The sequence below is a fragment of the Acidobacteriota bacterium genome (assembly GCA_009861545.1).
Classification (GTDB): Bacteria; Acidobacteriota; Vicinamibacteria; order Vicinamibacterales; family UBA8438; genus WTFV01.
Window position 1 is genome coordinate 12,783 of record VXME01000083.1, and the last position, 25,832, is coordinate 38,614.

The window sequence follows — 25,832 nt, forward strand, 5'->3', positions numbered from 1 at the left end:
TTTCCGCCATGCACACTGACACCACTCGCCACCCATCGAACTCTCCCGCACACCGTTCGCCCCGCCGGCCGCTCAGCCGGCGAGCGTTTCTCGGAGCCACGGTCGCGTCCACCACGATTGCGCCGGCGCTGGCCGCCGCGCAGCAGGCAAGCCTGCCGCCGTACGAGCCGCGCGACTGGTCGGGACAGAATCCGCTGCACTATCCGGACCCGGACATCATCGCGCTCGATCCGCGGTTCCGGCCCTACATCCTCTTCAACACGCCGATCCGCCGGCACTACATCGGCACGCTGTGGGCGGAGGGCCCGGCGTGGAACGGCAGCGGCCGCTACCTGGTCTGGAGCGACATTCCGAACAACCGCCAGTTGCGCTGGCTGGAGGAGGACGGCCACGTCAGCGTCTTCCGCAGCCCGTCCGGCCACAGCAACGGCAACACGTTCGATCACGAGGGACGGCAGATCTCCTGCGAGCACGGGAACCGGCGCGTGGCGCGTTACGAGCATTCCGGCGAGGTGACGGTCATCGCGGACCGCTACGAGGGCAGGCCCCTCAACTCGCCGAACGACGTGGTGGTCCATCCCGACCGCAGCATCTGGTTCACCGACCCGCCGTACGGCATTCGGGGCAGCTACGAGGGCTTTCCCGCCGAGCAGGAGCAGCCGCTGTCGGTCTACCGCGTCGACGGCGCTACCGGCGCGATCACCCGCGTCACCGACGAGATCGGCGCGCCGAACGGACTCTGCTTCTCGCCCGACTACGACCGGCTCTACGTCGCCGACACCGGCAGCGGGCAGGAGGTGAAGGTCTGGGACGTCGACGGCGAGACGCTGGTGAACGGCCGCACCCTCGTGCAACTCTCGGTGCCGGGCGATCCCGACGCGCGGTCGGTAGCCGACGGCATGCGCTGCGACGCGGACGGCAACGTCTGGGCCGGCGCCGTGCCGGGAGTGCAGGTCATCGCGCCGGACGGAGACGTCATCGGCATCATCCGCCTCCCGGAGCGGTGCGCCAACGTCTGCTTCGGCGGGACCCGGCGCAACCGGCTGTTCATGACCGCGAGCCAGTCGCTCTACTCGGTCTACGTCGGGGTGCGGGGCGCCGGCATCGCCTGACCCGAGCTTACGCGCGCAGGTCGTAGCACAACAGGCGCGGGCCCGCGCCCGTGAGCAGGTCCCGCGCGTTCTGCGTCACGTAGAGCAGGCCGCGCGACAGCACGGGCAGGCTCCACGACTCGCGGGCCGCGAACAGCCAGCCGCGCGAGATCTCCGTGTAGCCGTCGGGCGTCAGGTCCAGCCACAGCAGGTGCCCCAGCTCGCCCAGGGCCAGGAACTGCCCGTCCGCGGCGAGCAGCGACCCGCGCGCGGTGCCCAGGATCTGCTCGTACTCGCGCCCGTCGATGGTGAACCTCTCGCGCCACTGCGGAACCTCTCGCCAGGCCACCTCCCCCGTCGCGGCATCGATGCAGGCGAGGGAGGAATCGCCCATGTTGCGCCCGTCGAACCCGTAGAGGTAGCCGTCGCGATGAATGGGCGTGTTGAAGTGCAGCGCGAAATCCCGTGTGGTCCATGCCACGTCATGCGTGAAATCGGGCCGCACCTCGACGAGGGCCCCGCCGGCGCGGTAGCTCGCGGTGATGAACACCTTGTCGTCGAAAACGACCGGGCAGGCGGCGTTGACCGACTCGTACGTGCGACTGCGCCACGGGAAGGCGAAGTCCACGCGCCCGTTGGTCGGGTCGATGGACATGAGCCCGCCGGACGGGGGCCGCGACTCCCCGCCGGCGAACACGAACACCCTGCGCTCGCCGTGCACGACGGCCGGCACCGGCGAGGCGTAGCTCGCACCCCATTCGTCGCCCGCCCGCCAGACCTCGTCGCCGGTCTCCAGGTCGAGCGCCGCGACGGTCGGTCCACCCGGTGCGCCGACGTTGACTATCAGCACGCCGCCCTCGATGAGCGGCGTCGAGCTGATGCCGAAGAAGTCCTGCCGCACGCTGTAGGCGCTGCGCAGATCGGACCGCCAGACGACGCGGCCGGTCTCCAGCTCCATCGCGTGGACCCGCCCCTCGGCGCCGATTGTGTAGACCCGGCCGCCGGGAACGTCGATGACAGGACTCGAGCGGGGGCCGTTGTTGTACCCGTAGCGGTCGCGGTACGCCGACGGATACCGCAGCCGCCAATGGGTGCCCCCGGTCTCGGGATGCAGGCACTCGACGATCTCTTCTTCGCCGACCCGGTGGAGATAGACGAGGCGGTCGCCGTGGATCGCCGGCGAGGCGTAGCCGGACCCGGTAGGCAACTCCCAGACCAGCGGCGGCGGCAGGGTCCGGCTGAGCCGCGTCTCGGTCGACTCGCCGTTGTGGGTCGGCCCGAGAAAGGACGTCCAGTCGTGGGTGACGGCGTCCGCCGCGAGTGGCCGCGGGGCGCCGTGCACCAACGCACGGCCGGCCCCGGCCTGAACCCCCGCCGCCTGCTGCGAACCCGGCGCCAACCGACTCGCGGCGACGGGCGGCGCGAGAACAGGCGCGGCCAGCGCCGCGATCGCCGAGCGCCGCGACATCAGTCGCATGCGTTGAATCCTCGCAAGGAAATGCGCCGCACGTCCCAGGTCCTGCATCGTCTGCGGCACAGCTTTCCGCGGCGCAAACTCCTCAATGGGGGCGATACGAGAGGACCAGGAACGCGCCGGCCGCGGCCATCAGGATACCCAGGAAGAACACCGGCGACGGGCTCTCCTGCGGCGGATTGTAGAGCATCGCGACGAACACGCTCACGACCGGCGCCCCGGCGAAGACCAACGGGGGCACCACGTTCGGGCGGCCGCCGTTGACCAGGGCCAGGACGATGCCGAGCGCGCCCACCGCGCCCAGTACGCCGGCGGCGAACGTGAACAGCATGCCGTTCGGGTTGTCGCCGAACAGATTCCACGTGCCGGCGCGGGCGATCATCATCCCCGGCACGGCGATCGCGACGACCAGATAGGCCGCCCCGACCATCAGGAAGGCATGTACCCCGCTGCTGCCGAGGGCCTGCTGTCCGCGATGCAGCGTCGGGATGTAGGTCCCCCAGCTCAGCACCGTCATCACGACGAAGGGCAACCACGTACGCATGGATCGTCTTCCTTCCGAAAGAAACGAGAAACACATAAGAAAGGCCCGCCCCAGTGCACTGAGACGGGCCCGTGAGAGTCGCGTGTCGAGACCGGCGCACTGCACCGGTCAGTCGGTGTCCTGCATCAACGGACCGACGTCACGGCCTGCGTGTCCTTGCGCCGCGCGCCGGCCATGATACCGGCCATCCCGATGTTGCCCTCGTGGCAGGCGTACTCGAAGAGCGGGCCGTCGGTCCGCCGCAACGGCATCATCGCCGTCCACGGCCGGATGAAGTTGTTCGGGTCCTCGACGGTGAACTCGTACATCACGGTGTCGGGATCCATGCGCCGGAAGCGCTCGATCACGGAGGTGTCCGCCGACGAGCCGCCCAGGCTGGTCTCCCGCAGGAAGTTCTTCGTCTCGACGACGAGGGTCTCCCCTTCCCACCGCCCACGCGAGTCGCCCGACCACTGCGGGAGCTCGCCGTGCGGCCGGCCGTCGATGGGAATGATGCGCGCGTTGTGCACCATCTCGTTCAGGATCACGACGTAGCCGGGCACCTGGAAGATCTGCACGTTGTTGTTGTAGGCGCTCGAGACCATCGGCGGTCCGGCATTGAAGCCCATGATGCAGCGGTCCGCGAGGCTGCGATCCGTGTAGTGGTCCGCGAACCCGTTGCGCAGGTTGAGCCGGCGGATCTGCGCCGCCTCCTGGTACTCCGGCTTGAACGGGATGCGCCCGTTCGGCGGGTCGACGACGAGCGACGTCCGCTTGTCGGCGGTCAGCTCGATGCCGCGCTCGTACCAGAACTCGTTGTAGGAGAGCACCCCGCCCTCGGCCCGCGACTGGTAGCCCGCGTTCGGGGCGCCGGTCTCCGGATCGAACAGGTCGCGGTTCAGCCGGATCCGTTCGGAGGCCTCGAACTGGGCCGCCTCCTCGGCGCCGAGCCGGTCCTGGCCCTCGAGCGCCGCGGGGCGCTGGAGCGGGGTCAGGGTCCGGAAGGTGAAGATGCCGGAGATGTCCGGCTGGCCGTCCGGCGTCCGCATCACGGTCTCCGACTCGGCCGACTGGGCGTTTGCGGGAATCGCCGCCGCTACCGTCGCGGCGAGCGCCATTGCGACGACCATCACGAATCGCTGACTCATCTGGAATCCTCCATGCGCTGCAACGGAAACATGGATCCTACCTTGGAATCGCCACCTGTTCAACGGCGTGCCGCGCCTGACGCGGAGATCCGACGCGGACGATCTCGCGCCCGACCCCGTACAGGGAAGCGGCCCGTAGCGGGAAGCCCCGCAACGGGCCGCATGCGTCGTGCGAATTCCGGTCCGACCCGCGTTCCCGATCAGCGGTCGGCGTCGACGCGCTGCGTGTCCTTGCGACGCGCGCCGGCCATGATGCCCTCCATGCCGATGTTGCCCTCGTGGCAGGCGTACTCGAAGAGCGGGCCGTCGGTGCGACGCAGCGGCATCAACGCAGTCCACGGACCGGTGAGGTTGTTCGGATCCTCGACCGTGAACTCGTACACCACGGTGTCGGGATCCACGCGGCGGAAGCGCTCGATGACGTGCGTGTCCTTCGACGAGCCGCGCAGGCTGGTCTCGGTGATGAAGTTGTAGGTCTCGACGACGAACGTCTCACCCTCCCACCGGCCGCGCGACTCGCCCGACCACTGCCGCAGGCCGTGGCGCGGCGCCTCGGCGTCTATCGGGATGATCCGCGGGTTGTGCACCATCTCGTTGTAGATGACCACGTAGCCCGGGATCTGCATGATCTGCACGTTGTTGTTGTACGAGCCCGCGGTCATCGGCGGCCCGGCGTTGAAGCCCATGATGCAGCGGTCGGACAAGCTGCGGTCGGTGTAGTGGTCCGCGAAGCCGTTGCGCAGGTTGAGACGGCGGATGCGTCGCGCCTCCCGGGCCTCACCGGTATACGGGATGCGGCCGTCCGGCGGATCGACGATGAGCGCCGTGCGCTTGTCGGCGGTCAGCTCGATGCCCCGCTCGTACCAGAACTCGTTGTACGACAGCACCCCGCCCTCGGCCCGCGACTGGTAGCCGGCGCTCGGCGCGCCGGTCTCCGGGTCGAACAGGTCGCGGTTCAGCCGGATGCGCTCGGAGGCCTCGAACTGCGCGGCCTCCTCGAGGCTCAGGCGCTCGCGCCCTTCCAGGGCCGCCGGCCGCTCCAGGGGCGTCAGCGTGCGGAAGGTGAAGATGCCGGAGATGTGCGGCTGCCCGTCGGGGGTCCGCATGACTTCGTCGCTCGACTGCGCCCCGAGCGGCAGCGGGGCCAGCAGCGCAACCGCGGCCAGCGCCAACAACGCCGTCAATGCACGATGATTCATCGACCCGCCTCCCTCAAGCTGTGCGCTCCCCGGGCGCCAGCCGGTTCAGACACGATTTTGCCTCTCGAATCAACTATCGTAACGTTGATTTCGCGGCTCCTTCAACCCCGCTAGTCGCCCGCATCCGAAGCGATGCGGTACAGCGTCGACGCGGTCCGTAGGAAGAGGCTGCCCCGCGCGATGGCCGGGGTCGCCATCGTCATCTCGTCGCCGAGCGAGTTGCGCCAGAGCACCTCGAACTCATCGCCCGCCTGCATGACGAAGGTCTCGCCGTCCTCGCTCAGCGCGAAGATCTTGCCGTTGTAGGCCCAGGGCGACGCCGTGAAGAGCGTTCCCGCGGTGACCCGCCGGCGCGGATAGACGGGCTGCCCGGTGCGGGCGTCGTAGCACATCAGGATGCCGCGATCGAGCAGCGTGTAGTGGTAGTCGCCGTAGACGAGCGACGACGGGTTGTAGGAGCCGAGCTGCGGGTGCGACCAGACGACGTAGTCGTTGCTGGTGCTCCCCTGCCCCAGCGAGATGTCGCCGCTCGCACCGGCCCGAACGGCGTAGACCGGCCGGTGGCTGTCGGCGATGTAGCCGGAGTTGATGAACAGCAGGCCATGGTCGGAGAACGGCGTCGGGATGACGAGCGACGACATGCCGTGCAGCTCCCACAGCAGCTCGCCGTCGAGGCTGTAGGAGCGGACGCCGCCGGTGCCGGTCGTCACGAGCTCGGTGCGGACGTCGTTCTCCCAGACGAAAGGCGTCGACCAGTTGGTCCCCTCGTCGCGGTCGGTCCGCCAGATCTGCGCGCCGGTGGCCGCGTCGAAGGCCGCGACCCACGACTGCTCGTCGTTGTCGTTGACCACGTAGAGACGGCCGTCGTGCAGGATGGGCGATCCGGCCGCGCCCCAGTTGCGCCGCGGCAGCCACTCCAGCGGCACCGACCACGCCTCGTTGCCCTCGAAGTCGAACGCGAAGAGGCCGATGTCGCCCAGGTAGACGTAGACCCGCTCGCCGTCGGTGACCGGCGTCTCCGACGCGAACGTGTTCTTCTGGTGCGCGGTCAGCGTCGGCACCGCGGTGTGCAGATCGCGCTCCCAGCGGACCGCCCCGGTCTCGAAATCGACGTCGTAGAGCACCCAGCGCAGCGGCTCGCCCTCCCGGTCGATGTCGGCCCCGGTCATCGATCCGCCGAGGGACCGGGCCCGGTAGGACTCGATCGGCAGCGGCTGCGCGTCCGTCGTGCCGCTCACGCGGGTGACGGTCAGCACGAAGACGTGATCGCCCCAGACTATCGGCGAGCTCCAGGCGCGGCCCGGGATATCGATCTGCCAGGCGATGTTCTCGTCCGGCCCCCAGCGGTCCGGCAGCGCCGGATCGTCGGCGACGACGCCCGCCACCCCGCCCCGGAACTGCGGCCAGTTGGTCTGGGCCGAGACACCCGCCGCCATCGACGCCACCAGCGCCGCCATCACCGTCACTCGCGTCGTATTCACCGCAGCCTCCTGAAGGGTCATCGTTGTCGAGCCGGCTCATTCTACCGCGCCGGCACACTGGGGCGGCGGCACGCGCTGCCGCGCCGGCGCGCGTACACTGATACGCCGTGACTCTCATCCGCTGGACGGCGGCGTTCCTGCGGCCCTACCGGGCGCGCGTCGCCGCCGTCCTGGGGCTGTCGCTGGTCGAGATCGGGCTGGCCACCGCCGCGCCGTGGGCGCTGAAGCTGATCGTCGACAGCGTGCTCGGCGAGCAGCCGCTCCCCGCGCCGCTCGTCGCCGCTGTGCCCTTCTTCGCCGACCTGGGGGCGGTCGCGCTGCTGGCATTGTTCGCCGGCGGCGGCCTGGCCATCGAGCTGTCGGCGGAGGCCGTGCGCCTCGCGCACACGCAGATCGAGGTGGACATGGGCCAGCGGGTCGTGCACGACCTGCGAAGCCGTCTTCTCGAGCACCTGCAGGCGCTGCCCCTCCGGCACCATCTCACCCACCGGACGTCGGATGCGGTCTACCGGCTGGACGCCGACACCTACTGCATCAACGACCTCGTCACGGGCGGCGCCTTGCCCATCGCGCTTGCGGGGCTGCATCTGGCGGTCATGTTCGCCGTGGTCCTGGCCATGGACCCGACGCTCGCGCTCCTCGCGCTGGCCGTGGCGCCGTTCCTGTACCTGTGCCTGCGCTACCACGCGACGACGCTGAGCGAGCGGGCCGAGCAGGTCAAGATGCTCGAGTCCGGACTCGTCGAGCGCGCCTACGAGACGCTGCGGTCGATCGCGGCCATCAAGAGCTTCGCCCGCGAGAGGCACGAGCTCGGCCGCTTCTCCCGCACCAGCCGCGACACCGCGCGGGCGCGGGTGCGCCTGACCTGGCAGGAATCCCTCTTCTCCCTGGCCGTGACCACGGTGACGCTGGCCGGCACGGCGATGATTCTCGTCGTGGGAGGGCTCCGCGTCGTCGACGAGACGCTGACCGTCGGCCAACTGCTCGTCGTCATCGCCTACCTGGCGCGCGTCTACGACCCGGTGGCCGAGATCGCCCATACCGTGGGCAATCTGCAGCAGGCGGGCGGGGGGGCGGGCCGGGTGCGCGACATCCTGGCGCTGGAGCCCGAGATTGCCGATGCGCCGGACGCGGTGGACGCCCGCGGCCTGGCCGGGCACGTCCGCTTCGAGGCGGTCGCGTTCTCGTACGACGGCGAGCGCACCGTTCTCGACGGCGTGAACCTCGAAGCCAATCCCGGCGAGCTGGTCGCCGTGGTCGGCCCGACCGGGGCCGGCAAGACGACCCTCGTGCACCTGATCCCGCGGCTCTTCACGCCGACGGCGGGACGCGTGCTCATCGACGAGCGCGACGCCGGCGCCTACCGTCTGCGCTCGCTCCGGGAACGGATAGCTCTCGTGCCGCAGGATCCGCTGCTCTTCGCGGGGACCATCGCCGACAACATCCGCTACGGGCGGCTCGATGCCTCGGACGCCGAGGTGGAGCAGGCGGCGCGGGACGCGCAAATCCACGCGGCCATCGCCCGGCTGCCGGGCGGTTACGAAACCCCGGTCGCCGAGGCGGGCGCGACGCTCTCCGGCGGCGAGCGCCAGCGGCTGGGCATCGCGCGAGCGCTGCTGAAACAGGCGCCGATCCTGATCCTCGACGAGCCGACCTCGGCCGTGGACACCCTGGCCGAAGCGGCCGTCTTCGATGCCCTGCGCCGTCTGCGGGACGGCCGCACGATGTTCGTGATCGCGCACCGCCTGTCCACCATCCGGGACGCCACCCGCATCCTGGTCCTGCAGGACGGCCGGATCACCGCGCAGGGTCCGCACGATGCGCTGCTCGCGACGAGCGATCTCTATCGCCGCATGTGGGAACGGCTGGCCAGCGGCGGCTCGCTCGACGACCCCGACCTGGCGCGCGCCACGGCGGAAGCCCCCGACCTCGCGCTGCCGGCGCGATCCTGATCCACCCATGCGCATCCTCTTCGCCGGCATCATCGGGCGCTATCCCTTCGGCGGCGTCACCTGGTGCTCGCTGATGTACCTGCTCGGGCTGCGCGATCTCGGCCACGAGGTCTGTTATCTGGAGGACACCGGCGAGTGCATCTACGACGCCGACGCGGACGCCATCTCGGAAGACCCCTCCTACGGCACGCGCACCATCCACGCAGCGCTGGCGCCGCACGGGCTGGGCGACCGCTGGTGCTTCGTCAACTACGACGAGACCTACCACGGCTGGTCGCGCGACCGCCTGCGGGAGTACTGCCGCGGCGCCGACCTCTACATCGACCTGTCGGGCGGCTGCTGGTTCTGGCGCGACGAGTACCGCGCGATCCCGCGGCGGATCTTCATCGACTCGGACCCCGTGTTCACCCAGCTCGCCATCGCCAAGGGCGTCACGTGGTACGTCGACTTCTTCCGCGGCTTCGATCACCTCTTCACGTTCGGGGCGAACGTCGGCACACCCGCCTGCGACGTGCCGACCGGCGGGTTCACGTGGCGCCCGACCTGGCAGCCGGTCGTCACGCGGCTCTGGCGCACCGACCGTCCTCCGGCCCGCAACCGCTTTACGACGGTGATGACCTGGAAGACGGAGAGCTTCACCGACGTCGACGGCAACAAGGACCGCGAGTTCGTCCGGTTCATCGATCTGCCGGCACGCACCGCGGCGCGCTTCGAGCTGGCCGTCAACGGCCCCCACGATCTGCTGCGGGCGCACGGCTGGGCGCCGGTCGACGCGATGCACGTCTCGCGCACCGCCGATGCCTACCGCGAGTTCATCCAGGACTCTAAGGCGGAGTTCGGGGTGGCCAAGCACGCCTACGTCGCGCACCGGTCGGGGTGGTTCAGCGACCGCACCGCCTGCTATCTGGCCGCGGGCCGCCCGGCCGTCGTGCAGGACACCGGGTGGAGCGCCCACCTGCCGTCGGGCACGGGCCTGATTCCGTTCTCCACGGTCGATGAGGCGCTCGACGGACTTGCCCGCGTCGAACGCGACTACCCGCTGCACGCCGCGCGGGCCGCCGCGATCGCGCACGAGTGCTTCGACGCCGCGTACCTGCTGCCGCGGCTGCTGGACGCGACGGCCGAACGAGGCGGCGGATGCGGATAGCGCTGGTCGCGCCGGTGGCGCAGTCGGTGCCGCCCGCACGCTCCGGCTCCATCGAGGCGGTGACCGACCTGCTGGTGCGAGGCCTCGTGGCTCGCGGGCACGACGTCACCCTCTTCGCGGCGGGATCATCCGAGACCCCGGCAAGGCTGCACGCCATCTTCCGCGAGGGCTACCACGCGGACGAGTGTCTCTGGCCGTGGGAGTTGTGCGAGCTGTTCAATCTCGCGGCCGCCGTCGAGCGCGCTTCGGCGTTCGACGTGATTCACGCCCAGGCCGAGTACGCGCCCCTGGGACTGGCCTATTCGCGGCTGTCCCCGGCGCCTGTCGTCCATACGGTCCACCATTGGCCGACCGACCCGGAAGTCTCGCTCTGGTCGCACTATTCGGAAGCGCCGTTCATCGCCGTCTCGGCCGCGCAGGCGCAGCGGCTCGCCGGGTTGACGGTGGCCGGCGTGGTGCATCACGCGGTCGACCCCGCGGCGCTTCCCTTTCGGCCGGACCCCGAAGACTACCTGCTGTTCCTGGGCCGCTTCACGGCCGGCAAGGGCGTACGCGAGGCCATCGACGCGGCGCGGCGCAGCGGCATGCGTCTCGTACTCGCGGCGGCGGAGAACGACTATTACCGCGACGTGGTCGCCCCGCTCGTCGACGGCGACCGGGTCGTCCATCGAGGCGAGGTCGACTCGGCCGGGAGGGCGGCGCTGCTCGGCGGCGCGCGCGCCCTGCTCTACCCCGTGCAGTCCGAGGAACCGTTCGGCCTGGTGCTGGCCGAGGCGATGACCTGCGGCACGCCGGTGGCGGCGCTCGACCGCGGCGCGGTCGCCGAGTTGGTGGACGACGGGGTCACGGGCCGCGCCTTCGACAGCCTGGAGGAGCTGGTGGCGGGCATCCCGCGGATCACGACGCTCGACCGCGCGAAGGTCCGCGCCCGCGCCCTCGAACGCTTCCACCCGGACCGGATGGTAGAGGGGTACGCCCGGATCTACGCGGCTTTGGCGGCGGCCCGGCGGGGCGTGCGAATCACCGTGAACCCGACTCAGCGCACGAAGAGCGACCCGCCGCCGAGCTCGTAGAAGACGATCGGGACGAAGTCGTTCGCCGTCCACGTCGCCTCCCGCCCCCACTGCGCGTCGTAGGCGGCGGTAGGCGCCGCCTCCATCACCCGCTCCAGGGTATAGCCCTCCGCGATCATCGCCTGCACGCGATCCCGCACGTCGACGATCATGTCCAGGAACTCGATCATCGCGTCGCGCCCGACGACCTGCAGCCCGTGGCCCGGAATCACCCGCGTGGCCGGCCCCGCCATGCCGATCGCCTTCTCGAGCGCCGCGACGGTGCCCGCGACCGTGCCGCCGTTGTAGACGTCGACGATCGGGTAGCTCGTTGTCCGGAACACGTCGCCGAGGTGCAGCACGTCGGATTCCGGGAAGTGCACGAAGGTGTCGCCGTCGGTGTGGGCGGCCGGCGCCAGGAACGCCCGCACCTTCTCGCCGTTGAAGTGGAAGCTCACCGCGTCGTTGTAGGTCACGACCGGCCGCGCGCCGGCGGCGGGACGCGGCGCGAAGCTCCCGCCGCGGCGCGGGAAGCGAAGACGCTCCAGCGCGCGGACCCGCACGTTGTCGTGCGCGAAGATCAGAACGTCCCGATCCGCCAGCGGTGCGTTGCCGCCGATGTGGTCGGGGTGCACGTGCGTGTTGATCAGGAAGCGGATCTCGCCGTCGGACACGCTCCGCACCGCGGCCACCAGCCGCTCGGCGAGCGGTGCGAACAGCGAGTCGACCAGCAGCACGCCGTCCGGCCCGGCGAATACGCCGACGTTGCCGCCGCCGCCGGGGCGCTTCACCATGTGGACCTGCCCCGCCACGGGCACGACGGTCAGCTCAACGCCGGCGAACGGGTCGGTGGGGTTCTGCGCTCCAGCTACCGCGACGGCCACGATGCAGGCCGCGGTCAGAACGGCCAGTACGGTACGAGGTTGTCTGATCATGGACGCCTCCCGCCTCATGCTCCGAAGTCCTCCCGGAACCGGTCCATCTGGTGCATCCGCTCATGCAGAACGGTGACGATACCGATGTCTCCGTCGCTCAGCGTCTTCCAGTAGACGAAGTGCTTCTCGTACCGGAAGACGTAGCCATCCACCCCGAACGCGGCCGGTACGGGACGTGATGGAACTCCGCCGCCAGCGATTCTCCCGAATGCCTCGAAGAGCCCCGTGATGTACGTGTCGGCGCGGGCCGCCCCCCATCGCTCCCGGGAATAGCGGTAGATCTCGTCGATGCGAAGCGCGGCCGCCTCCTGGACCCGGACCACCCTCATTCGCCGGGCCGCACCCTGTTCCGGGAGATGACGTCGGCAGCCGAGAGCGAATGGAAGGAGGAGTCCGGCGCCGCGAAGGCACGCACCAGCTCGGCCTTGAGGCGCTCGTACGCCTCCTGCTCGGACCGCTCCTTGTCACGCCGGATGAGGTCGCGAACGTACTCGCTGATGTTCTCGTAGGATCCGTCCTCACCGACATTGGCCGCGACGAAGTCGCTGAGCGCACCGCTGAGGCGAACCGTCATCGTGGTCGTGCGTGGCATGGCGTGTTCCTCGGCTGCCGCGTATTCATCATAACCAATATTTTGCACATCTCAGCGTGCCGGCGACATCGCGGTGCTGCAAGGTCGCCATCCTCGTCTCCGCCACCCGTGGCGTGCCGGGCCGTCCGTGACGTACGCTTCCACCGTCGCAAGCACATCGACCATGCCGGCCCCCACGAATCTTCGCGTCCGTTCGCTGCTGGCGGTCCTCGCGCATCCGGACGACGAGTCGATCGCGTGCGGCGGCCTGCTGGCGTGGTGCGCCCATCTGGGAGTCGACGTGTCGCTGCTGTGCATGACACGCGGCGAGCACGGTCGCGGCTCGACGGCGGGCAGCGAGAAAGGAACCCTGCGATCCAGCCTGTGCGTGACGCGCGACGAGCACGGTGAGAGCCCGGGAGAGGTCGCACGGAAACGGCGGCGGGAGTTGGAGGCGGCCGCGCGAGCGCTCGGCATCGGCGCCGTGACGCTGCTCGACCACGAGGACGGCATGCTGCCCTGGCTTGCCGCCGGTCCGCTGCGGTCCGAGATCGAAGGGGCGATTCGCGTGCGCCGGCCGGAGGTCGTCGTCACCTTCGATGCCGACGGTCTCTACTGGCACCCGGACCACATCGCGGTGCACGAGCTGACGACGGCCGCCGTCATGGCGCTGCGCGACGACGCACCGGCTCTTTACTACGTCACGATGCCTTCCGGATCGATGCGCGCCGTCGCGGATCATGCCGCGGAGACGTTGCGGGGCGGCGCGGCCAACGAGCCGCCATCCGGTGGCGCTTCGGATCCAGGACGCCGGAGAGACTCCACGAAACGCCGCCCGCCGTCGTCGATTCTCGGGGTTGCGGATCCGGATGCGTTCGGTTCGGGTGCGCCGGCGCCGACACTGGTCGTCGACGCGGGCGTCTTCGCGACACGGAAGCTTGCCGCGCTAGCCTGCCACGCGTCGCAGTTCCGGGACAGCGCACTGGCCTACGTCACCGAGCAGGATGCCCCTCGCCTGCTGGGCATCGAACACTACCGGCGGGCGGCGGCCGGCGCCGCGGGCCGCACGTTTCTCGAGGACCTCGGCTCACCACCCGAGCCATTCGCCGGGCCCCGCCATGCCGGCGACCGCCCCCCGGGCGGAGGCCGAACGGCGCCGCCATGCTGATCGAGACTCTCGACCTCCTCCGCTGCCCGTTCTGCGGCACCCGCCTGTCGGTAATCGAGAACGCCGCGCTCGACCGCGGGCGGGACCGCATCGAATCCGGCGTTCTGGGCTGCGAGTGCTGCGCCTTCCCGGTGGTCGCAGGGATTCCGGTCCTGATCGCCGACGACGCGACACGGGATGCGATGCACGCGCTGGAGGCGGGACGGCGCGACGACGCCCTCCACATGCTGCGCGGCCTGGAGGGCGCGCGGCTCGACGCGTTTCGCGAGATGACCTCGGTTGCCGGCCGGGCGACGTATCGCGATCTCCTCGGCGTGCTCTGCCTGGACGCCGAGGCGGACTATATGCTTCATCGGTTCTCGGACCCGACCGCCCTGCTCATCGAGGCGTTGCTCGACGCGCTGGGACACCGCGGGCATCCGGCCGGCGGCGGCGACCGAACTTGCCGCGTCGGCCCGCAGGCACACGCCGGCGCCGGAGCATCCGACCGACGGGGGCGCGGCGCGGCTCCACCCCGCCGCGCACTCGACCTGTGCGGCGGCTCAGGCCATCTCACCCGCATGCTGCTGCGTCAGCCCGCGTGCGCGGGCGCGGTCCTCGCCGACGTCCACTTCTGGAAGCTCTGGCTCGCCGCCCGCATCCTGGCCCCGCGCTGCGAGCCCATCTGCTGCGACGCCAACAGCCCGCTGCCGTTCGCGGACGACCGGTTCGCGATGGTACTTCTGAGCGACGCGTTTCCCTACATCTGGCACAAGCGGCTGCTCGCCGGCGAGATGCAGCGGGTCGCGACCGGCGACGGCGTGATTGCCATGCCGCACCTGCACAGCGCCCACGGCGAGAACTACTCCGCCGGCGACACCCTCTCGCCCGCCGCCTACTCGAACCTCTTCGCAGCGCTGAAGCCCAGGCTCTTCGACGACCGACATCTCCTGGACCGCGTCCTCGACGACCGGGTCCTCGATCTCGCGAACCACACGCTACCGGCCGCATGCGGCGACACGCCGTCGATAACCCTCGTGGCCAGCCGCGATCGCGGGCTGTACCGGCACTACCCGGTGGCCGACCCGCTCGACGTGACCGGCGTGCTGGCGGTCAACCCGCTCTACCGCGTCGACTACGCGGAGGGCGTCTCGCGGCTCACGCTCACCTTTCCGACCGCGGAGTACGAGGACGAGTTCGCGCTCGTCAAGCGGTACCTGCCGGCGAGCGTCACCGTCGACGCCGACCTGCGGGGCAAGATCGCCCCCGCCGACATCGGAGACCGGCACGCCGAGCTTCGTCGACGACGAGTGCTGCTCGACCTACCAAGCCGTTACTGTTGACCGGTCCTCCCGAAACAGCATTGAGTACCAGACCACCGAGTTTCCACGTCGCGGCCCTGTACTCGATACCTGCACGCGCCGCGCTCAGTCCTGAAGAATCCGAAACGGGTGGTTCCCGGCTTCCCATGCCCGCATATCCGTCCACAACGTCGTCGCCTGCAAGTCGGCTGGCGTAAAGCCGGAGCGGAGAATGCTCGAAATGTGCTCCTGGCCGACACCCGCTCCGACGTTGCCGAGAACACGGCCCAGTCCTATTCTCAGAATACGCGCCATGTCGTGGCCGCGAACGACACGCCATGGATCAGCAACCGGCAACTGTCCGATGCACCGTTCCACAACTTCTTCATCGCACGTTGAACCATCCTTCACCACTGCGTGAAGCAATCCCTGCTCGTCCACCGCGCACGTCTCGACATCGACGAAACGCGGTACGCGAATTGCGGAACTGTCGATATCGAGCCCGTCGCGCAGGGCTGCGAACCTCAGTCGTCCGAAGACCAGTGCCCGTTCCAGCAACGCGCCGCGCACATCCGTTCCCGCATCTCTTTCGAACCGGCCGATCTTCGATTCGTCACCGTATTCCGCAAGCACCTTTTCGAAAGCGGACGAGCGACAAAGAAGACACTCCAGATCGTGACCGTCCGTTCCCACCACGTTCGGCGTACCGAAGTCGACATCCATCAGGCTGTCACAGTCATCGTCCACAATCCCCAATACTCCGTCGATCCTCTCACCATCGAGCCTTCGAATACCACCGATGACATTGTGCTTGCCTTCACCATCCACGAGCTCACACTCTTCGCACCTCCTCGGTCGCCAGAATCGCATATCCGTCACGCCCTCGACAACCAGAAATGCGCCGGCGTGTTCCGTGCGCATCATCTTGATCTCCGAGGCGATCGTGCCCGGATCTTTGTGGCCGGTCGGCATTCAGGCAGGATCCCCCAGAGCAACCATCAAGTCGTCTCTGTCGCCGACGACGTACGGCGAATGCGTCGCGACCAGCACGTCGAAATTCGACAGTTCGACGATCTTCAGCAAGTCGGGAAGAAAGCGCTTCTGCCAGGCCACGTGGAGGGAAAGCTCGGGCTCGTCGACGAGCACTATCGTGTTGGACCGAACCCTGAACAGCAGGTCGTAGTGGAGGACCAGCTCCTGTTGCTCTCCCGACGAGAGCGCCCGTAGCGCCAGGTCTTGGCCCATACCGCTCCTGGCGACGAATCCGTGCTCTCTATCCAGCGCGATCCTCTTGTGTCGATATTTCTGATTCACGTTATCCAGAAGAACGTGAACGCGTCTTGCGAGATCTTCCAGCACCTGCAGTTTCCGCTCGGTGTCCTGAATGTACAGGGTCATGACCCGGATCCGCGCGGTATCCATGTCGCCGAGCTTGTCGACCGGGAATGGATGTGTGGGGGTCTCGTCCAGGACTCCGATTCTCTTCAACTCCTCCGTCTTGCGATCCAGTTCGGACATCCGTTCCTTGAGTTCGTCGACGGCCAGCTCATCCGTCGCCGAAATCAAGCGCTGCGGGAAGGACTGGTCAAGCGCCTGGGACTCGCGGCCGTACTGAACCATCTTATCGGCGATCCGTCGCCGGAAATGCTCACTGCATTCGTCCACCGCGAAGATGGGTGGTTCACGCCGTAGCGATCTCCGGTAGCCGAAGCGCGAAAAGGCGCTCAAGTCCGTCCGCACCAGGCGCTGGGCCTCGATGAAGTGGGCGCGAGCGTGCCCGAGAAATTTGTCGAACCAGATCGTCTGCTCTCCGTCGGTGTCTCCCTCCGAGTATCGTGAGACAACTTCCGAAGCGTCGAGCACTAGGTCATCGCGCATGTCGATCCAGGCGTCGGCGGTCCCAGGGTGCGGACGCAGATAGTCGATCTTCGCCGCTATCCTGCCTGCCGGGGACAATTCGTCGAGGCTTGCCGAGTGCGGCCGTCCTTGTGTGAACAACCGCAGTTTGTAGCCGCCGCCGGGCTCTTCGCCCGTAGCCGTCACTTCCACGGTACTGCCATCACGAAACTCCAGGAAGAAGCGGGAGAACGGAATGCCACGAATATAGCCGAGGCGCCGCCTGAGCAGCGCGTCGACCATCCCCAGAACGACTGTCTTGCCAACGCCGTTGGGGCCATGCAGAAGCGTGACTCGATCCTCGAGCTTGAGGTGAATGTCGTGGTTGTAGGTCCCGAAGAGGCCGTCCACCGCGATGCGCTGCAGCCTCAGCAACTCCGATTCGGCCATTGAATCAGTCCCAGCCTCCGAATTTGGACATCGCTTTCAGTCTAGCATCGCATGCGTCGCGCGCGAACTGCTCAGGGGACCATCCTCTCGCCGGAATCCTCCGCGTCCCCGAACGCGTCGAGGAGCAACGGCAGCAGCGCGTCCATGCGGGCCAGCGTCGCCCCGCCCGGCGGCAGGCCGTCCGCGAACCCGCTACCCCGCAAGCGATCCAGCAGCGCCGGACGGCTGGCGACAACGTGCACCGGCACGTCCCAGGAGGCGCCTTCGCCGCTCACCAGGGCCGGCGGCTGGTGGTCGCCGACCAGGATCATCACGAGGTCGCGGTCTCCGCGCAGCCGCAGGTACCCCCCTACCGTCGCGTACGCGTAGCGGAGCGCCTGCACGTAGCTCGGACCCAGGTTCATCCAGTCCGGCTGCTCGGACCAGGCTGCCCACAGCTCGTCGTCGTCATAGGGCCGCGCCGAGACCACCCGCTCCCAGTCGGGTTGGTACGGCGGTGCCGGAGTGAAGGGCGCATGGGTGGTGATGGTCGTGAAGAAGACGAATCGCGGCTCTCGGTCGCGCGGCTCGATCTCCAGGCGATCGACGCGGGCCAGCGCGTACTGGTCGTTGATGCTCCACCAGCCGAACGGCGGCCCGCGGTAGTCGAGCCGGTCGTGGTCGTAGATCTCGTCGAACCCGTAGAAGGCGCCCTCGGGCCAGGGGACGAGCAGACCCGGCGCTATCGCCAGCGCGCGATAGCCCCCGCGCTGGAACACCGTCACCAGCGTGTCGCGCTCCTGCGCCATCAGCCGCACGTTGCTCCGGTCGTCGCGCACCTCGGTGCCGGACAGCAGGCTGATGTGGGCGAGCCACGACTCGCCGCCGAAGGTCGTCGACTCAACCCGCGCCGAGACGACCTCCCGTGCCGTGTCCCGAATGTCTGCCGTCAACTGCGCCCGACTCGCGGCGAGCGCCTCCACGAACGCCGGGCGCTCCCAACTGACGACGCCGTACGACTCCATGAAGACGAGCAGCACGTCGGCCCCCGCCACGCGCGAGAGGTCCGAGCGCAGCACCGGCGGGGGTCCGAGCGCCGCGACCCCGGCGCCGCTCATCTCGTAGGCCAGCTCGTACGCCTCGCGGGCGTAGGCGGAGGCGACCGGATCGGCGAACCGCAGGCGCTCCACCGGCCGCCAGCCGGCCTGCTCCGCGGCGAAGAGCGCCGCCAGAAGCCCCGCGGCGGCGCCGAGCAGCCGCCTCCCCGCCGGAGCCTCCACCGCACGGGCGATACGGCCGACGCACCAGCGTGCGGCGGCATAGACGGCGACGGGCGCGGCGACCGCCGTCCCCAGGAACAGCGCCATCTGCCACGGCTCGGCCACCGTCGCGAACATCGCGCCCACGCTGGGCACGTGGCGCAGGTCCCAGTAGGGATTGACGTCCCGCCCATAGAGCGCGCGCGTCGTGACGTCCACGTAGCGTCCGGCGAGCAGCAGCACCCAGACGACGGCCGCCCCCCGCAGGAACCGCGCGGAGACGCGGCCGGTCCACCACCGGAGGCACACGAGGCCCAGAATCGCCGCCGCCAGATCCGGCGACACCTCGGCGGTCGGGCGGACGGCCAGCGTCGGCCAGACGTTGCGGAAGGTCAGCGACAGGTTGAGGAGCAGAATCGCGCCGGCGACCGCAACCCACGCGCCGAGATGCCGGAGGGCGTCTCGCGGCGCGACGCGCGGCCGCCGCAATCCCGGGGCACGCGCAGGACGCGAGGCGTCTGCGGACACGAACGCCGCCTACCTGAGGCTGAACGGCAGCGCCCGGCCGCCGATGGTCAGTGCGAGCAGGCTGCCGAGCACCGGCGGCCCGAAGCCGTTCGTCAGATACCCCAGACCCGTGAACATGATGCCGCTCGCGAAGTGGAAGTTGAGCACCATGAGCAACGCCAGGCCGGCCGTGACGCGCACGCTGAAGCCGACAATCAGGGCCGCGCCGGCGGCGAACTCCGCCAGCGGCACGACGCGCGCGAAGAGCGGGGCGAACGGGATGCAGATCGTTTCGAGGTACCAGAGGCTGTTGCCGGAAGTGAGCTCGCGCCAGCGCTCCAACTCGGCCAGCAGCGGGACGCTGCTGAGCAGCCAGCCGACCTTCTGCCCCGCCATCAGGATCAGGAACAGCCCCATGAACATCGACAACGCTCGCAGGCCGACGCCCGCACCAGTACCCTGGAAGGACATGCTGGCCATTGTAACCGCGCGCGGTTCCATCCCAGAATGGGAATGCGTGGAGAAGACCGCCGTCCCGCCGCCCCCCGGTCGCATCGCAACCGCTCTTCGTCCCTCCCGACGCCGCGGTCGCCGCAACCAGGGACCTGTCGCGTGAGCGCCCTGCGCCGCGCCGCGGGGCTGGCGCGCTCCCTGCTCGTGTATCACGCGATTCCGGGACGGCAGCGAAGACTCCGGCGCCTGTACCGGCAGTTCGTGACGCCCGGCGATCTGGTCTTCGATCTCGGGGCCCACGTCGGCAACCGGACGCGGGCGTTCCGCGCGCTCGGATGCCGCGTCGTCGCGCTCGATCCGCAACCCGACTGCGCCCGCCTGCTGCGCGCCGTCTTCCGCCGGGCGCGCGGCGTCACCGTGGTCGAGTCGGCGGTCGGGGCAACCGACGGCCGGCTGCAACTGACGATCAACGAACGCCATCCCACCCTGAGCACCGCGGCGGACGGATGGCGCGCGGAACGGGAACGCGACCCCCGCTTCGCGAACATCCGCTGGAACCATACCGTGACGGTTGCGTGCACGACCCTGGACGGACTGATTGCCCGCTTCGGCGAGCCCGCCTTCGTGAAGGTCGACGTCGAGGGCAGCGAGCCCGACGTGCTGGCGGGTCTCGGACGGCCGCTCGCGAGCCTGTCGTTCGAGTATCTGCCGGGCGCACTCGACGCCGTGCGCGCCTGCGTGGCGCGGCTCTCCTCCCTGGGCCGCTACCGGTACAACTGGTCGCCGGGCGAGTCGTTCGAGCTCGCCGGGCCCGACTGGCTGACCGGCGACCGGCTGGCCGCGGTCCTGGCGACGGCCGCCGCCCAGCGTCGCTCGGGCGACGTCTACGCCCGTCTGGACGAGGGGGACGGCGGGCGATGACGGCGCGCTTCGACCCCACCCACGTGCAGCGGTACTACGACCGTCACACCGCGACGTTCCTGCGCTACGGGCAGGGCGGCGGCGCCGGCGCCATCCACCGCGCGGTGTGGGGACCGGGCGTCGAATCCCGGGAGGCGGCGTTCCACTACGTCGAGGACCGCATCGCCGATCAGCTTCGCGCCGCCTTGCCGGCCGGGACCGAACCCTCGGTCGTCGACCTCGGCTGCGGCGTCGGGGGCAGTCTCTGCTATCTCGCCGGGCGGCTCCCGATCCGCGGCGCCGGCGTCACGTTGAGCCCGCTGCAGGCCCGTCTCGCCACCGAGCGCATCCACGCCGCCGGCCTCCACGATCGCATCCGCTGTCTGGAAGGCGACTACGCGGACCCCGGGCTCGCGCTGCCCGCCGCGGACCTGGCGTACGCCATCGAGTCGTTCGTCCACGGACCCGACCCCGCCGGCTTCTTCGCCCAGTGTGCGCGCGTCGTCCGGCCGGGCGGCCTGCTGCTCATCTGCGACGACGTCCGGCGCGCGGGCGGCGGCGCCGCGGCACGCCGCAGCATCGAGCGCTTCCGCCGCGGGTGGCGCATCAACACCCTGCCGGACCGCGAGACGCTTCGCGCCCTTGCCGCAGAGGCGGGATTCGAGCACCGCTCGACCGACGACCTGACGCCGTTCCTCGAGACGGGGCGACCGCGCGATCGCGCGATCGCACTGCTCGCGGCGCTGGTCGGCTGGCTCCCGGTCGACGCGCGGCTCGGCCACCTGACGGGCGGCAGCGCGCTCCGGACCTGCCTGCGCCGCGGCTGGATCGGATACGATCTCGCGCTGTTCCGGCGCGCCGGCGGTCCGGCCACGGCCCATGCCTGACGATCCGATCCCGCACTGGCAGTCGCTGACCGGCCCCGAGGCGGCGCAGTTCGCCCGCCGCGATCCGGTTCTCGTGCTGCCGCTGGCCGCCATCGAGCAGCACGGCCCCCACCTGCCGCTGTCGACCGACGCCGACATCGGACGCGGCCTGCTGGCGCGCGCCATGACGCGGCTGCCCGCCGACTTCCCGGTCCGTGTGCTGCCGCCGCTGCCGATCGGCGCCAGCACCGAGCATGCCCATGCGGGACTCGCCGGCACGCTCCACGTCGAGTCCGGCGACCTCGCCGCGGTGATAGTGCGCCTCGGCGCCGCCCTGGCCGGGTACGGCGTCCGGCGCCTCGTGCTGAGCAACAGTCACGGTGGGAACCGCCATGCCATGGAGACCGCGGGGCTGCAGCTTCGGCGCGAGCATGGCCTGCTGGTCGTCAAGGCCACCTACTTCTCGTTCGCGCCGGCGCCGGACGTCGACCTCCCGGATTCGGAATGGCGGCACGGGCTGCACGGGGGCGCGGTCGAGACGGCGATGATGCTGCACCTGCATCCGGACCGGGTGCGGACCGAACAGGTGGCGCGCTTCGCGTCCCTGGGCCAGGAGCTCGAGGCCGCCGGCTCTGGAATCCTCCCGGAGGGATCGGCGGCGTTCGCGTGGGTGGCGGGCGATCTGAACCCCCGCGGCGTCACCGGCGACGCCCGTCTCGCCACCGGGGAGATGGGCCGGCGGCTGGTGGAGCACTACGGCGACACGCTGGCGGCGATCATCCGCGACACCCGGGCGTTTCCGGTCGAACGACTCGCCTGAACGGGCGCCGGCCCGCCTACTTGGTTGGGGGCGCGCCGGACAGCATGTCCTCGAGCCAATGGCCGGCGCGCTGCAACTTCGCCTTCACGTAGGGCAGGTTGTGGCGGTTGAGGGTGCCGTACAGGGGACGGCGGTCGTACACCTCGATGCCCCCGCTCTGCAACGCGTCCATCTTCGCGGGATTGTTCGTCAGCAGCAACACCCGCTTCACGTCCAGCTCCTTGAGCATCGCCACCGCCGCGACGTACTCCCGCTCGTCGGCGCCGAAGCCGAGCACGCCGTCGGCGTCGACCGTGTCGAGGCCATGCTCCTGCAGCGTGTACGCGCGCAGCTTGTTGGCCAGCCCGATGTCGCGTCCTTCCTGGCCCATGTACAGCAGCACGCCGCCGCCGGACCGGGCGAAGTGCCGCAGGCTGCCCCGCAATTGCTCTCCGCAGTCGCACCGCAGGCTGCCGAAGAGATCTCCCGTCAGGCACGCCGAGTGGATGCGGACCGGCACCGGATCCGGCCAGTCGCCCTGGCGCCCCACCAGCACCGCCACGTGCCCGAGCAACCCGTGCGCCTCGCGAAAGAAGACGAAGCGGGCATACTCGGCCTCGGCCAGCGGGACGGGTCCCTCGCTGACCTGCGTGACGCGCACGTCCACGCTGCGGGCCATCTCCTCGATCTGCGCGCTCGTCACCGACAGCGTTGCCCCGCTGGCGATGCGATCGCGCAACGGCACGGAGTCCCGGGCATCGGCCGCCACGCTCACCACCGCCGGCAGCAGCCGTCCGAGGCGCGCCAGCGCAAGCCCGCCGATCTCGACGGTGGTCGCGGTTCGCACGTCCCGCGGGTCGATCGAGAACCGGCCCTTGGCCATCGCCAGGTGCAGAATCTGCTCGGGGCCCTCCCCGTTCAGCGAGAGGCTCATGCCGCGAGCCCCTTCCATGGCGGCGGTGGGAACGAGCCCCATCGATGTGGCGCGGTGGCGCGTCACCACGAGGCGCAACTGCCCCTCCCCGCGCAACGTCTCCAACGCCGCGTCGGTCAGTCCATCGACCGAGGCGATCAGCGCGGCGCGCTCACCCGCCGCCGTGATGTACACCGACCTGCCCTGCCGCAGGTCGAACAGTGCGCGTTCCGAGTCGTACATTCCCATGCGTCACAGTCGTTACGGTGGTTTACTCTGCTGCTACTCTAACAGCCCTTGGCAAGCCGTCCGCCCGAACCGATGCGCGCCGCCGCCGCCAACGAGGGTACGCGGCTCGACGAGCAAGCTGCCTGGAGCCTGGTGCGCACAGTCCGTCCAGGTGCCCGCACCCTCGCGCAAGTGCATGATTCCAGAACGGATGTGTCGCTGCAAGTGTATCCCTCCGGCGCATGGGACACACCAGCGCGGTTGACCGAGGAGGCGCGCCAGGTCCTGGATCTGTTCCTCCCGCTCCAACTGCAGTCCGACCTCGTCATCGCCCAGGCCGGGCAGAGTCTCGACGGCCGCATCGCCACCGACAGCGGACATTCGCACTACGTGACCGGTCCGCGGGACATACTACGCCTCCATCGATTGCGCGCCCTCGTCGATGCCGTGATCGTGGGGGCCGGAACCATCGCGGCCGACGATTCGAGGCTGACCGTGCGAGAAGCCGAGGGTGACAACCCGGTACGAGTCGTCATCGACCCGAACGGCCGCCTCGACCGGTCGCGACAGGTCTTCCGAGACGGAGCGGCACCGACCGTGGTGATCCGGCGGAGCCGGCAGGAGGATCCGGAGCGACGCCGCGCCGAGCGTGAGGCCTCCGCGCGCCCGTGCCTCGCGCCGGGCGGCGACACGGCCATCGACCTGCCCGCCGGCCCGTCCGGAACCATCGACCCGCACGACGTGCTGGCGGCGCTTCGGGACCGCGGCTGCCGCCGCTTCCTGATCGAGGGCGGCGGGGTTACCGTGTCGAGATTCCTGGATGCCGGCGCGGTGGACCGGCTGCACGTCGCGGTCGCGCCCCTGCTCATCGGATCGGGCCGGCCGGCCTTCACCCTGGCGCCGATCGCGACCCTGGAGCAGGCGATCCGCCCCGCGTGCAGGGTGTTCCGTCTGGGCGAAGACGTCCTCTTCGACCTCGATCTGCGCGCGCCGATCAGGCCGGCAACGCCAGCAGATCCAGGTGGCCGACCGTGAGCCCGAAACGGCCGCTCTCGATCGTCGCTCGCCGGCGTTCCGCCCAGGCCCGTACGCGCGCGGCGCCGCCACAATCCGCACCGTCGCCGGGCACGTCCCCGAGCTCGTCCGCCGCCGCGGATTCCCAGCCGTCCACGAGCGCCTCCGCCAGCGCCGCGTCGTCCGGTCCGAGCCGCCACGGGCTCTGCAACGACCAGGCGCGGTAGCCCGCTTCGCGGAACAGGGTTTCCGCCATCAGACCGGCCATCGGACCGAGCGCCGGGCCGAGCCCCTTGTCCCGCCGCTGATGGGAGTTCACCGCCCGCCGGACGAGTGCGTCGTCCGGATCGTCCGCCGGCCGGCGGCCGTCCGCCGCCGTCCACTGAATCGTCCCGTCGTAGGTCAGGGCGAACAGCGCCGCGCAACGGGCGTCGCGGCAGGCTTCGGCCAGCCCGCGCAGCCAGTCTCTGGACACCAGATCGAGGAGCGCCGAGCCGGTCGCTAGGTCGACGTCCGAGTCGCGGATCGCCTCGAGTCCGGCGTCGGCCAGATCGCCCACGAAGCGCTTCACCTCCACCCCGTCCGGCGCCGTCGCGCGCTTGAGCAGGTCCCCATCGCGGTCGACCAGCGTCCAGCGCCCCACCCCCGGCAGCCGCGGGGCCAGGTACCGCAGATTCGAGCCCGTTCCGCTGCCCAGGTCGACGACGCGCGTCCAGCCCCCCGCGCGCCAGGCCGGCGCCAGGAGGGACATCGCGGCGGCCGACCGCGACCGGTGGTCGACCGGCTCGCGCAGCGCGAGCCACGCCGGATCGAACGTCTCGCTCATATCGCCGGCGAGTCCTCGTAGGCGTTCGTCAGCTCGCCGACGCCGTCGATGCGCACCGTCACGACGTCGCCGTCCCGCAGCGAGCCGACACCCACGGACGTACCGCACGCGATGACGTCGCCCGGCTCCAGGGTCAGGTCGAACGACAGCCGGCTGATCAGATCCGCCGGACTGAAAACCATGTCCGTAACCGGATAGTTCTGGCGCTCCTGACCGTTGACCTCGGTTCGCACGCGCAGCGCCGACGGATCGAGGCCCGTCGCCACCGCGGGGCCGAGGACCCCGAACGTGTCGGCCGCCTTCGACCGCGTCCACTGCGGAAAGCTCGGATCCTTCTTCAGCAGCCCGATCGCCGTCACGTCGTTGACGCACGTGCAGCCGAACAGCGCCTCCAGCGCCTCGGCCGGCGCCGCGTTGCGGCAGGTCCGGCCGATCACCAGGCCGAGCTCGCCTTCGAAGATGATCTTGCCGTCGTAGCCCCGCGGGCGCCGGATTGGCCGCCCGGGCCCGTTCAGCGACGTGTTGGCCTTGATGAAGTAGAGCGGCTCGGCCGGCACGCTGCCGCCCATCTTCTCGATCAGGGCGTGGAAGTTGTTGGCGAGGCCGACGATCTTGCCCGGCGCGACCGGGGCCAGCAGCTCGACCTCGGCGCGGGGAATACCGGCGCCGGCCGGTGCGTGGCGGCCGAACGGGTCGCCCTCGTGCGGCGTGACGACGCCGTCCTCGAGCGTCCCGAATCCGGTGCCGCCGTCGTGCAGAAACCGTACCCAGTGCATCGTCA

At 70.0% G+C, this 25,832-nt stretch carries 25 protein-coding genes; 10 read left to right on the forward strand and 15 right to left on the reverse strand.

Annotated elements, in window-relative coordinates; genetic code table 11:
• Positions 1-8 precede the first annotated feature (8 nt).
• On the forward strand, positions 9-1,112 hold the full coding sequence (locus F4X11_13600) for an SMP-30/gluconolactonase/LRE family protein (GenBank protein ID MYN66047.1): 1,104 nt from the start codon (positions 9-11) through the stop codon (positions 1,110-1,112).
• A gap of 7 nt (positions 1,113-1,119) precedes the next feature.
• Here F4X11_13600 and F4X11_13605 read toward each other — a convergent pair whose 3' ends face one another.
• From F4X11_13605 to F4X11_13625, 5 genes are all read right to left on the reverse strand, one after another.
• A complete protein-coding gene (locus F4X11_13605) occupies positions 1,120-2,616 on the reverse strand; it encodes a PQQ-binding-like beta-propeller repeat protein (GenBank protein ID MYN66048.1) in 1,497 nt (498 codons plus the stop codon).
• A gap of 34 nt (positions 2,617-2,650) precedes the next feature.
• Complete coding sequence (locus F4X11_13610) at positions 2,651-3,109, reverse strand: hypothetical protein (GenBank protein ID MYN66049.1); 459 nt, start codon at positions 3,107-3,109, stop codon at positions 2,651-2,653.
• A 125-nt stretch (positions 3,110-3,234) separates the two neighbouring features.
• A complete protein-coding gene (locus F4X11_13615; GenBank protein MYN66050.1) occupies positions 3,235-4,236 on the reverse strand; it encodes a hypothetical protein in 1,002 nt (333 codons plus the stop codon).
• Between the two features lie 200 nt (positions 4,237-4,436).
• The gene (locus F4X11_13620) at positions 4,437-5,435 is read right to left on the reverse strand and encodes a hypothetical protein (protein MYN66051.1); all 999 of its coding nucleotides are present in this window, start codon (positions 5,433-5,435) and stop codon (positions 4,437-4,439) included.
• A gap of 110 nt (positions 5,436-5,545) precedes the next feature.
• Positions 5,546-6,937, reverse strand: coding sequence for a PQQ-binding-like beta-propeller repeat protein (locus F4X11_13625; protein ID MYN66052.1), 1,392 nt, complete (start codon positions 6,935-6,937; stop codon positions 5,546-5,548).
• Between the two features lie 86 nt (positions 6,938-7,023).
• Here F4X11_13625 and F4X11_13630 point away from each other — a divergent pair, with 86 nt between their 5' ends.
• Genes F4X11_13630 through F4X11_13640 form a run of 3 tightly spaced genes read left to right on the forward strand, consistent with a single transcriptional unit; the run spans position 7,024 to position 11,088 of the window.
• Positions 7,024-8,868: an ABC transporter ATP-binding protein gene (locus tag F4X11_13630; protein ID MYN66053.1), complete on the forward strand. Its 1,845-nt coding sequence runs from the start codon at positions 7,024-7,026 to the stop codon at positions 8,866-8,868.
• Between the two features lie 7 nt (positions 8,869-8,875).
• Positions 8,876-10,015, forward strand: coding sequence for a glycosyltransferase family 1 protein (locus F4X11_13635; protein MYN66054.1), 1,140 nt, complete (start codon positions 8,876-8,878; stop codon positions 10,013-10,015).
• The gene (locus F4X11_13640; protein MYN66055.1) at positions 10,006-11,088 is read left to right on the forward strand and encodes a glycosyltransferase family 4 protein; all 1,083 of its coding nucleotides are present in this window, start codon (positions 10,006-10,008) and stop codon (positions 11,086-11,088) included. Before F4X11_13635 ends, F4X11_13640 begins: the two co-directional genes overlap by 10 nt.
• Here the strand turns inward: F4X11_13640 and F4X11_13645 are convergent.
• The 3 genes from F4X11_13645 to F4X11_13655 are packed head-to-tail and all read right to left on the reverse strand — an operon-like array spanning position 11,052 to position 12,594.
• The gene (locus F4X11_13645) at positions 11,052-12,020 is read right to left on the reverse strand and encodes an MBL fold metallo-hydrolase (GenBank protein MYN66056.1); all 969 of its coding nucleotides are present in this window, start codon (positions 12,018-12,020) and stop codon (positions 11,052-11,054) included. The genes F4X11_13640 and F4X11_13645 overlap by 37 nt on opposite strands.
• Positions 12,017-12,331: a type II toxin-antitoxin system RelE/ParE family toxin gene (locus F4X11_13650; protein ID MYN66057.1), complete on the reverse strand. Its 315-nt coding sequence runs from the start codon at positions 12,329-12,331 to the stop codon at positions 12,017-12,019. Before F4X11_13650 ends, F4X11_13645 begins: the two co-directional genes overlap by 4 nt.
• Positions 12,328-12,594 carry an addiction module antitoxin gene (locus F4X11_13655; protein ID MYN66058.1) on the reverse strand — a complete coding sequence of 89 codons (267 nt, stop codon included), beginning with the start codon at positions 12,592-12,594 and terminating at the stop codon, positions 12,328-12,330. Before F4X11_13655 ends, F4X11_13650 begins: the two co-directional genes overlap by 4 nt.
• A 163-nt stretch (positions 12,595-12,757) precedes the next feature.
• Here F4X11_13655 and F4X11_13660 point away from each other — a divergent pair, with 163 nt between their 5' ends.
• Positions 12,758-13,741 (forward strand): PIG-L family deacetylase, encoded by a 984-nt coding sequence (locus F4X11_13660; GenBank protein MYN66059.1) that lies wholly within the window; start codon positions 12,758-12,760, stop codon positions 13,739-13,741.
• Positions 13,735-15,063 (forward strand): hypothetical protein, encoded by a 1,329-nt coding sequence (locus F4X11_13665; protein ID MYN66060.1) that lies wholly within the window; start codon positions 13,735-13,737, stop codon positions 15,061-15,063. Before F4X11_13660 ends, F4X11_13665 begins: the two co-directional genes overlap by 7 nt.
• A gap of 84 nt (positions 15,064-15,147) precedes the next feature.
• On the opposite strand, the gene F4X11_13670 is transcribed toward F4X11_13665, so the two are convergent.
• From F4X11_13670 to F4X11_13685, 4 genes are all read right to left on the reverse strand, one after another.
• The gene (locus F4X11_13670) at positions 15,148-15,993 is read right to left on the reverse strand and encodes a DUF4435 domain-containing protein (GenBank protein ID MYN66061.1); all 846 of its coding nucleotides are present in this window, start codon (positions 15,991-15,993) and stop codon (positions 15,148-15,150) included.
• The gene (locus F4X11_13675) at positions 15,994-17,307 is read right to left on the reverse strand and encodes an AAA family ATPase (GenBank protein ID MYN66062.1); all 1,314 of its coding nucleotides are present in this window, start codon (positions 17,305-17,307) and stop codon (positions 15,994-15,996) included. It lies immediately after the preceding gene.
• 71 nt (positions 17,308-17,378) lie between these two features.
• Positions 17,379-19,073: a sulfatase-like hydrolase/transferase gene (locus F4X11_13680; GenBank protein ID MYN66063.1), complete on the reverse strand. Its 1,695-nt coding sequence runs from the start codon at positions 19,071-19,073 to the stop codon at positions 17,379-17,381.
• A 9-nt stretch (positions 19,074-19,082) separates the two neighbouring features.
• Positions 19,083-19,523, reverse strand: coding sequence for a hypothetical protein (locus F4X11_13685; protein ID MYN66064.1), 441 nt, complete (start codon positions 19,521-19,523; stop codon positions 19,083-19,085).
• A gap of 42 nt (positions 19,524-19,565) precedes the next feature.
• On the opposite strand from F4X11_13685, the gene F4X11_13690 reads away from it, so the two are divergent.
• The 3 genes from F4X11_13690 to F4X11_13700 are packed head-to-tail and all read left to right on the forward strand — an operon-like array spanning position 19,566 to position 22,091.
• Positions 19,566-20,426: an FkbM family methyltransferase gene (locus F4X11_13690; GenBank protein ID MYN66065.1), complete on the forward strand. Its 861-nt coding sequence runs from the start codon at positions 19,566-19,568 to the stop codon at positions 20,424-20,426.
• Positions 20,423-21,292, forward strand: a complete 870-nt coding sequence (locus tag F4X11_13695; protein ID MYN66066.1) for a methyltransferase domain-containing protein — start codon at positions 20,423-20,425, stop codon at positions 21,290-21,292. The genes F4X11_13690 and F4X11_13695 overlap by 4 nt, the downstream gene beginning before the upstream one ends.
• Positions 21,285-22,091 (forward strand): creatininase family protein, encoded by an 807-nt coding sequence (locus F4X11_13700; protein MYN66067.1) that lies wholly within the window; start codon positions 21,285-21,287, stop codon positions 22,089-22,091. Before F4X11_13695 ends, F4X11_13700 begins: the two co-directional genes overlap by 8 nt.
• A 16-nt stretch (positions 22,092-22,107) precedes the next feature.
• Here F4X11_13700 and ribA read toward each other — a convergent pair whose 3' ends face one another.
• A complete protein-coding gene (gene ribA / locus F4X11_13705) occupies positions 22,108-23,226 on the reverse strand; it encodes a GTP cyclohydrolase II RibA (protein ID MYN66068.1) in 1,119 nt (372 codons plus the stop codon).
• Between the two features lie 78 nt (positions 23,227-23,304).
• Here ribA and F4X11_13710 point away from each other — a divergent pair, with 78 nt between their 5' ends.
• Entirely contained in the window at positions 23,305-24,246 is a 942-nt protein-coding gene (locus tag F4X11_13710) for a RibD family protein (GenBank protein ID MYN66069.1), read from the forward strand.
• Here F4X11_13710 and F4X11_13715 read toward each other — a convergent pair.
• A complete protein-coding gene (locus F4X11_13715) occupies positions 24,206-25,051 on the reverse strand; it encodes a class I SAM-dependent methyltransferase (protein ID MYN66070.1) in 846 nt (281 codons plus the stop codon). The two genes, F4X11_13710 and F4X11_13715, sit on opposite strands and share 41 nt — an antisense overlap.
• Positions 25,048-25,827, reverse strand: a complete 780-nt coding sequence (locus tag F4X11_13720) for a fumarylacetoacetate hydrolase family protein (protein MYN66071.1) — start codon at positions 25,825-25,827, stop codon at positions 25,048-25,050. The genes F4X11_13715 and F4X11_13720 overlap by 4 nt, the downstream gene beginning before the upstream one ends.
• Between the last annotated feature and the right edge of the window lie 5 nt (positions 25,828-25,832).

Coding starts and splice junctions, on each gene's coding strand:
- F4X11_13685 (MYN66064.1), bottom strand. CDS start 19,523: ATGTCCTTCCAGGGTACTGGTGCGGGCGTCGGCCTGCGAGCGTTGTCG.
- F4X11_13715 (MYN66070.1), bottom strand. CDS start 25,051: ATGAGCGAGACGTTCGATCCGGCGTGGCTCGCGCTGCGCGAGCCGGTC.
- F4X11_13620 (MYN66051.1), bottom strand. CDS start 5,435: ATGAATCATCGTGCATTGACGGCGTTGTTGGCGCTGGCCGCGGTTGCG.
- F4X11_13615 (MYN66050.1), bottom strand. CDS start 4,236: ATGAGTCAGCGATTCGTGATGGTCGTCGCAATGGCGCTCGCCGCGACG.
- F4X11_13640 (MYN66055.1), top strand. CDS start 10,006: ATGCGGATAGCGCTGGTCGCGCCGGTGGCGCAGTCGGTGCCGCCCGCA.
- F4X11_13660 (MYN66059.1), top strand. CDS start 12,758: ATGCCGGCCCCCACGAATCTTCGCGTCCGTTCGCTGCTGGCGGTCCTC.
- ribA (MYN66068.1), bottom strand. CDS start 23,226: ATGTACGACTCGGAACGCGCACTGTTCGACCTGCGGCAGGGCAGGTCG.
- F4X11_13710 (MYN66069.1), top strand. CDS start 23,305: ATGCGCGCCGCCGCCGCCAACGAGGGTACGCGGCTCGACGAGCAAGCT.
- F4X11_13720 (MYN66071.1), bottom strand. CDS start 25,827: ATGCACTGGGTACGGTTTCTGCACGACGGCGGCACCGGATTCGGGACG.
- F4X11_13670 (MYN66061.1), bottom strand. CDS start 15,993: ATGCCGACCGGCCACAAAGATCCGGGCACGATCGCCTCGGAGATCAAG.
- F4X11_13700 (MYN66067.1), top strand. CDS start 21,285: ATGCCTGACGATCCGATCCCGCACTGGCAGTCGCTGACCGGCCCCGAG.
- F4X11_13695 (MYN66066.1), top strand. CDS start 20,423: ATGACGGCGCGCTTCGACCCCACCCACGTGCAGCGGTACTACGACCGT.
- F4X11_13655 (MYN66058.1), bottom strand. CDS start 12,594: ATGCCACGCACGACCACGATGACGGTTCGCCTCAGCGGTGCGCTCAGC.
- F4X11_13635 (MYN66054.1), top strand. CDS start 8,876: ATGCGCATCCTCTTCGCCGGCATCATCGGGCGCTATCCCTTCGGCGGC.
- F4X11_13665 (MYN66060.1), top strand. CDS start 13,735: ATGCTGATCGAGACTCTCGACCTCCTCCGCTGCCCGTTCTGCGGCACC.
- F4X11_13690 (MYN66065.1), top strand. CDS start 19,566: ATGCGTGGAGAAGACCGCCGTCCCGCCGCCCCCCGGTCGCATCGCAAC.
- F4X11_13645 (MYN66056.1), bottom strand. CDS start 12,020: ATGAGGCGGGAGGCGTCCATGATCAGACAACCTCGTACCGTACTGGCC.
- F4X11_13610 (MYN66049.1), bottom strand. CDS start 3,109: ATGCGTACGTGGTTGCCCTTCGTCGTGATGACGGTGCTGAGCTGGGGG.
- F4X11_13600 (MYN66047.1), top strand. CDS start 9: ATGCACACTGACACCACTCGCCACCCATCGAACTCTCCCGCACACCGT.
- F4X11_13650 (MYN66057.1), bottom strand. CDS start 12,331: ATGAGGGTGGTCCGGGTCCAGGAGGCGGCCGCGCTTCGCATCGACGAG.
- F4X11_13605 (MYN66048.1), bottom strand. CDS start 2,616: ATGCAGGACCTGGGACGTGCGGCGCATTTCCTTGCGAGGATTCAACGC.
- F4X11_13675 (MYN66062.1), bottom strand. CDS start 17,307: ATGGCCGAATCGGAGTTGCTGAGGCTGCAGCGCATCGCGGTGGACGGC.
- F4X11_13625 (MYN66052.1), bottom strand. CDS start 6,937: ATGACCCTTCAGGAGGCTGCGGTGAATACGACGCGAGTGACGGTGATG.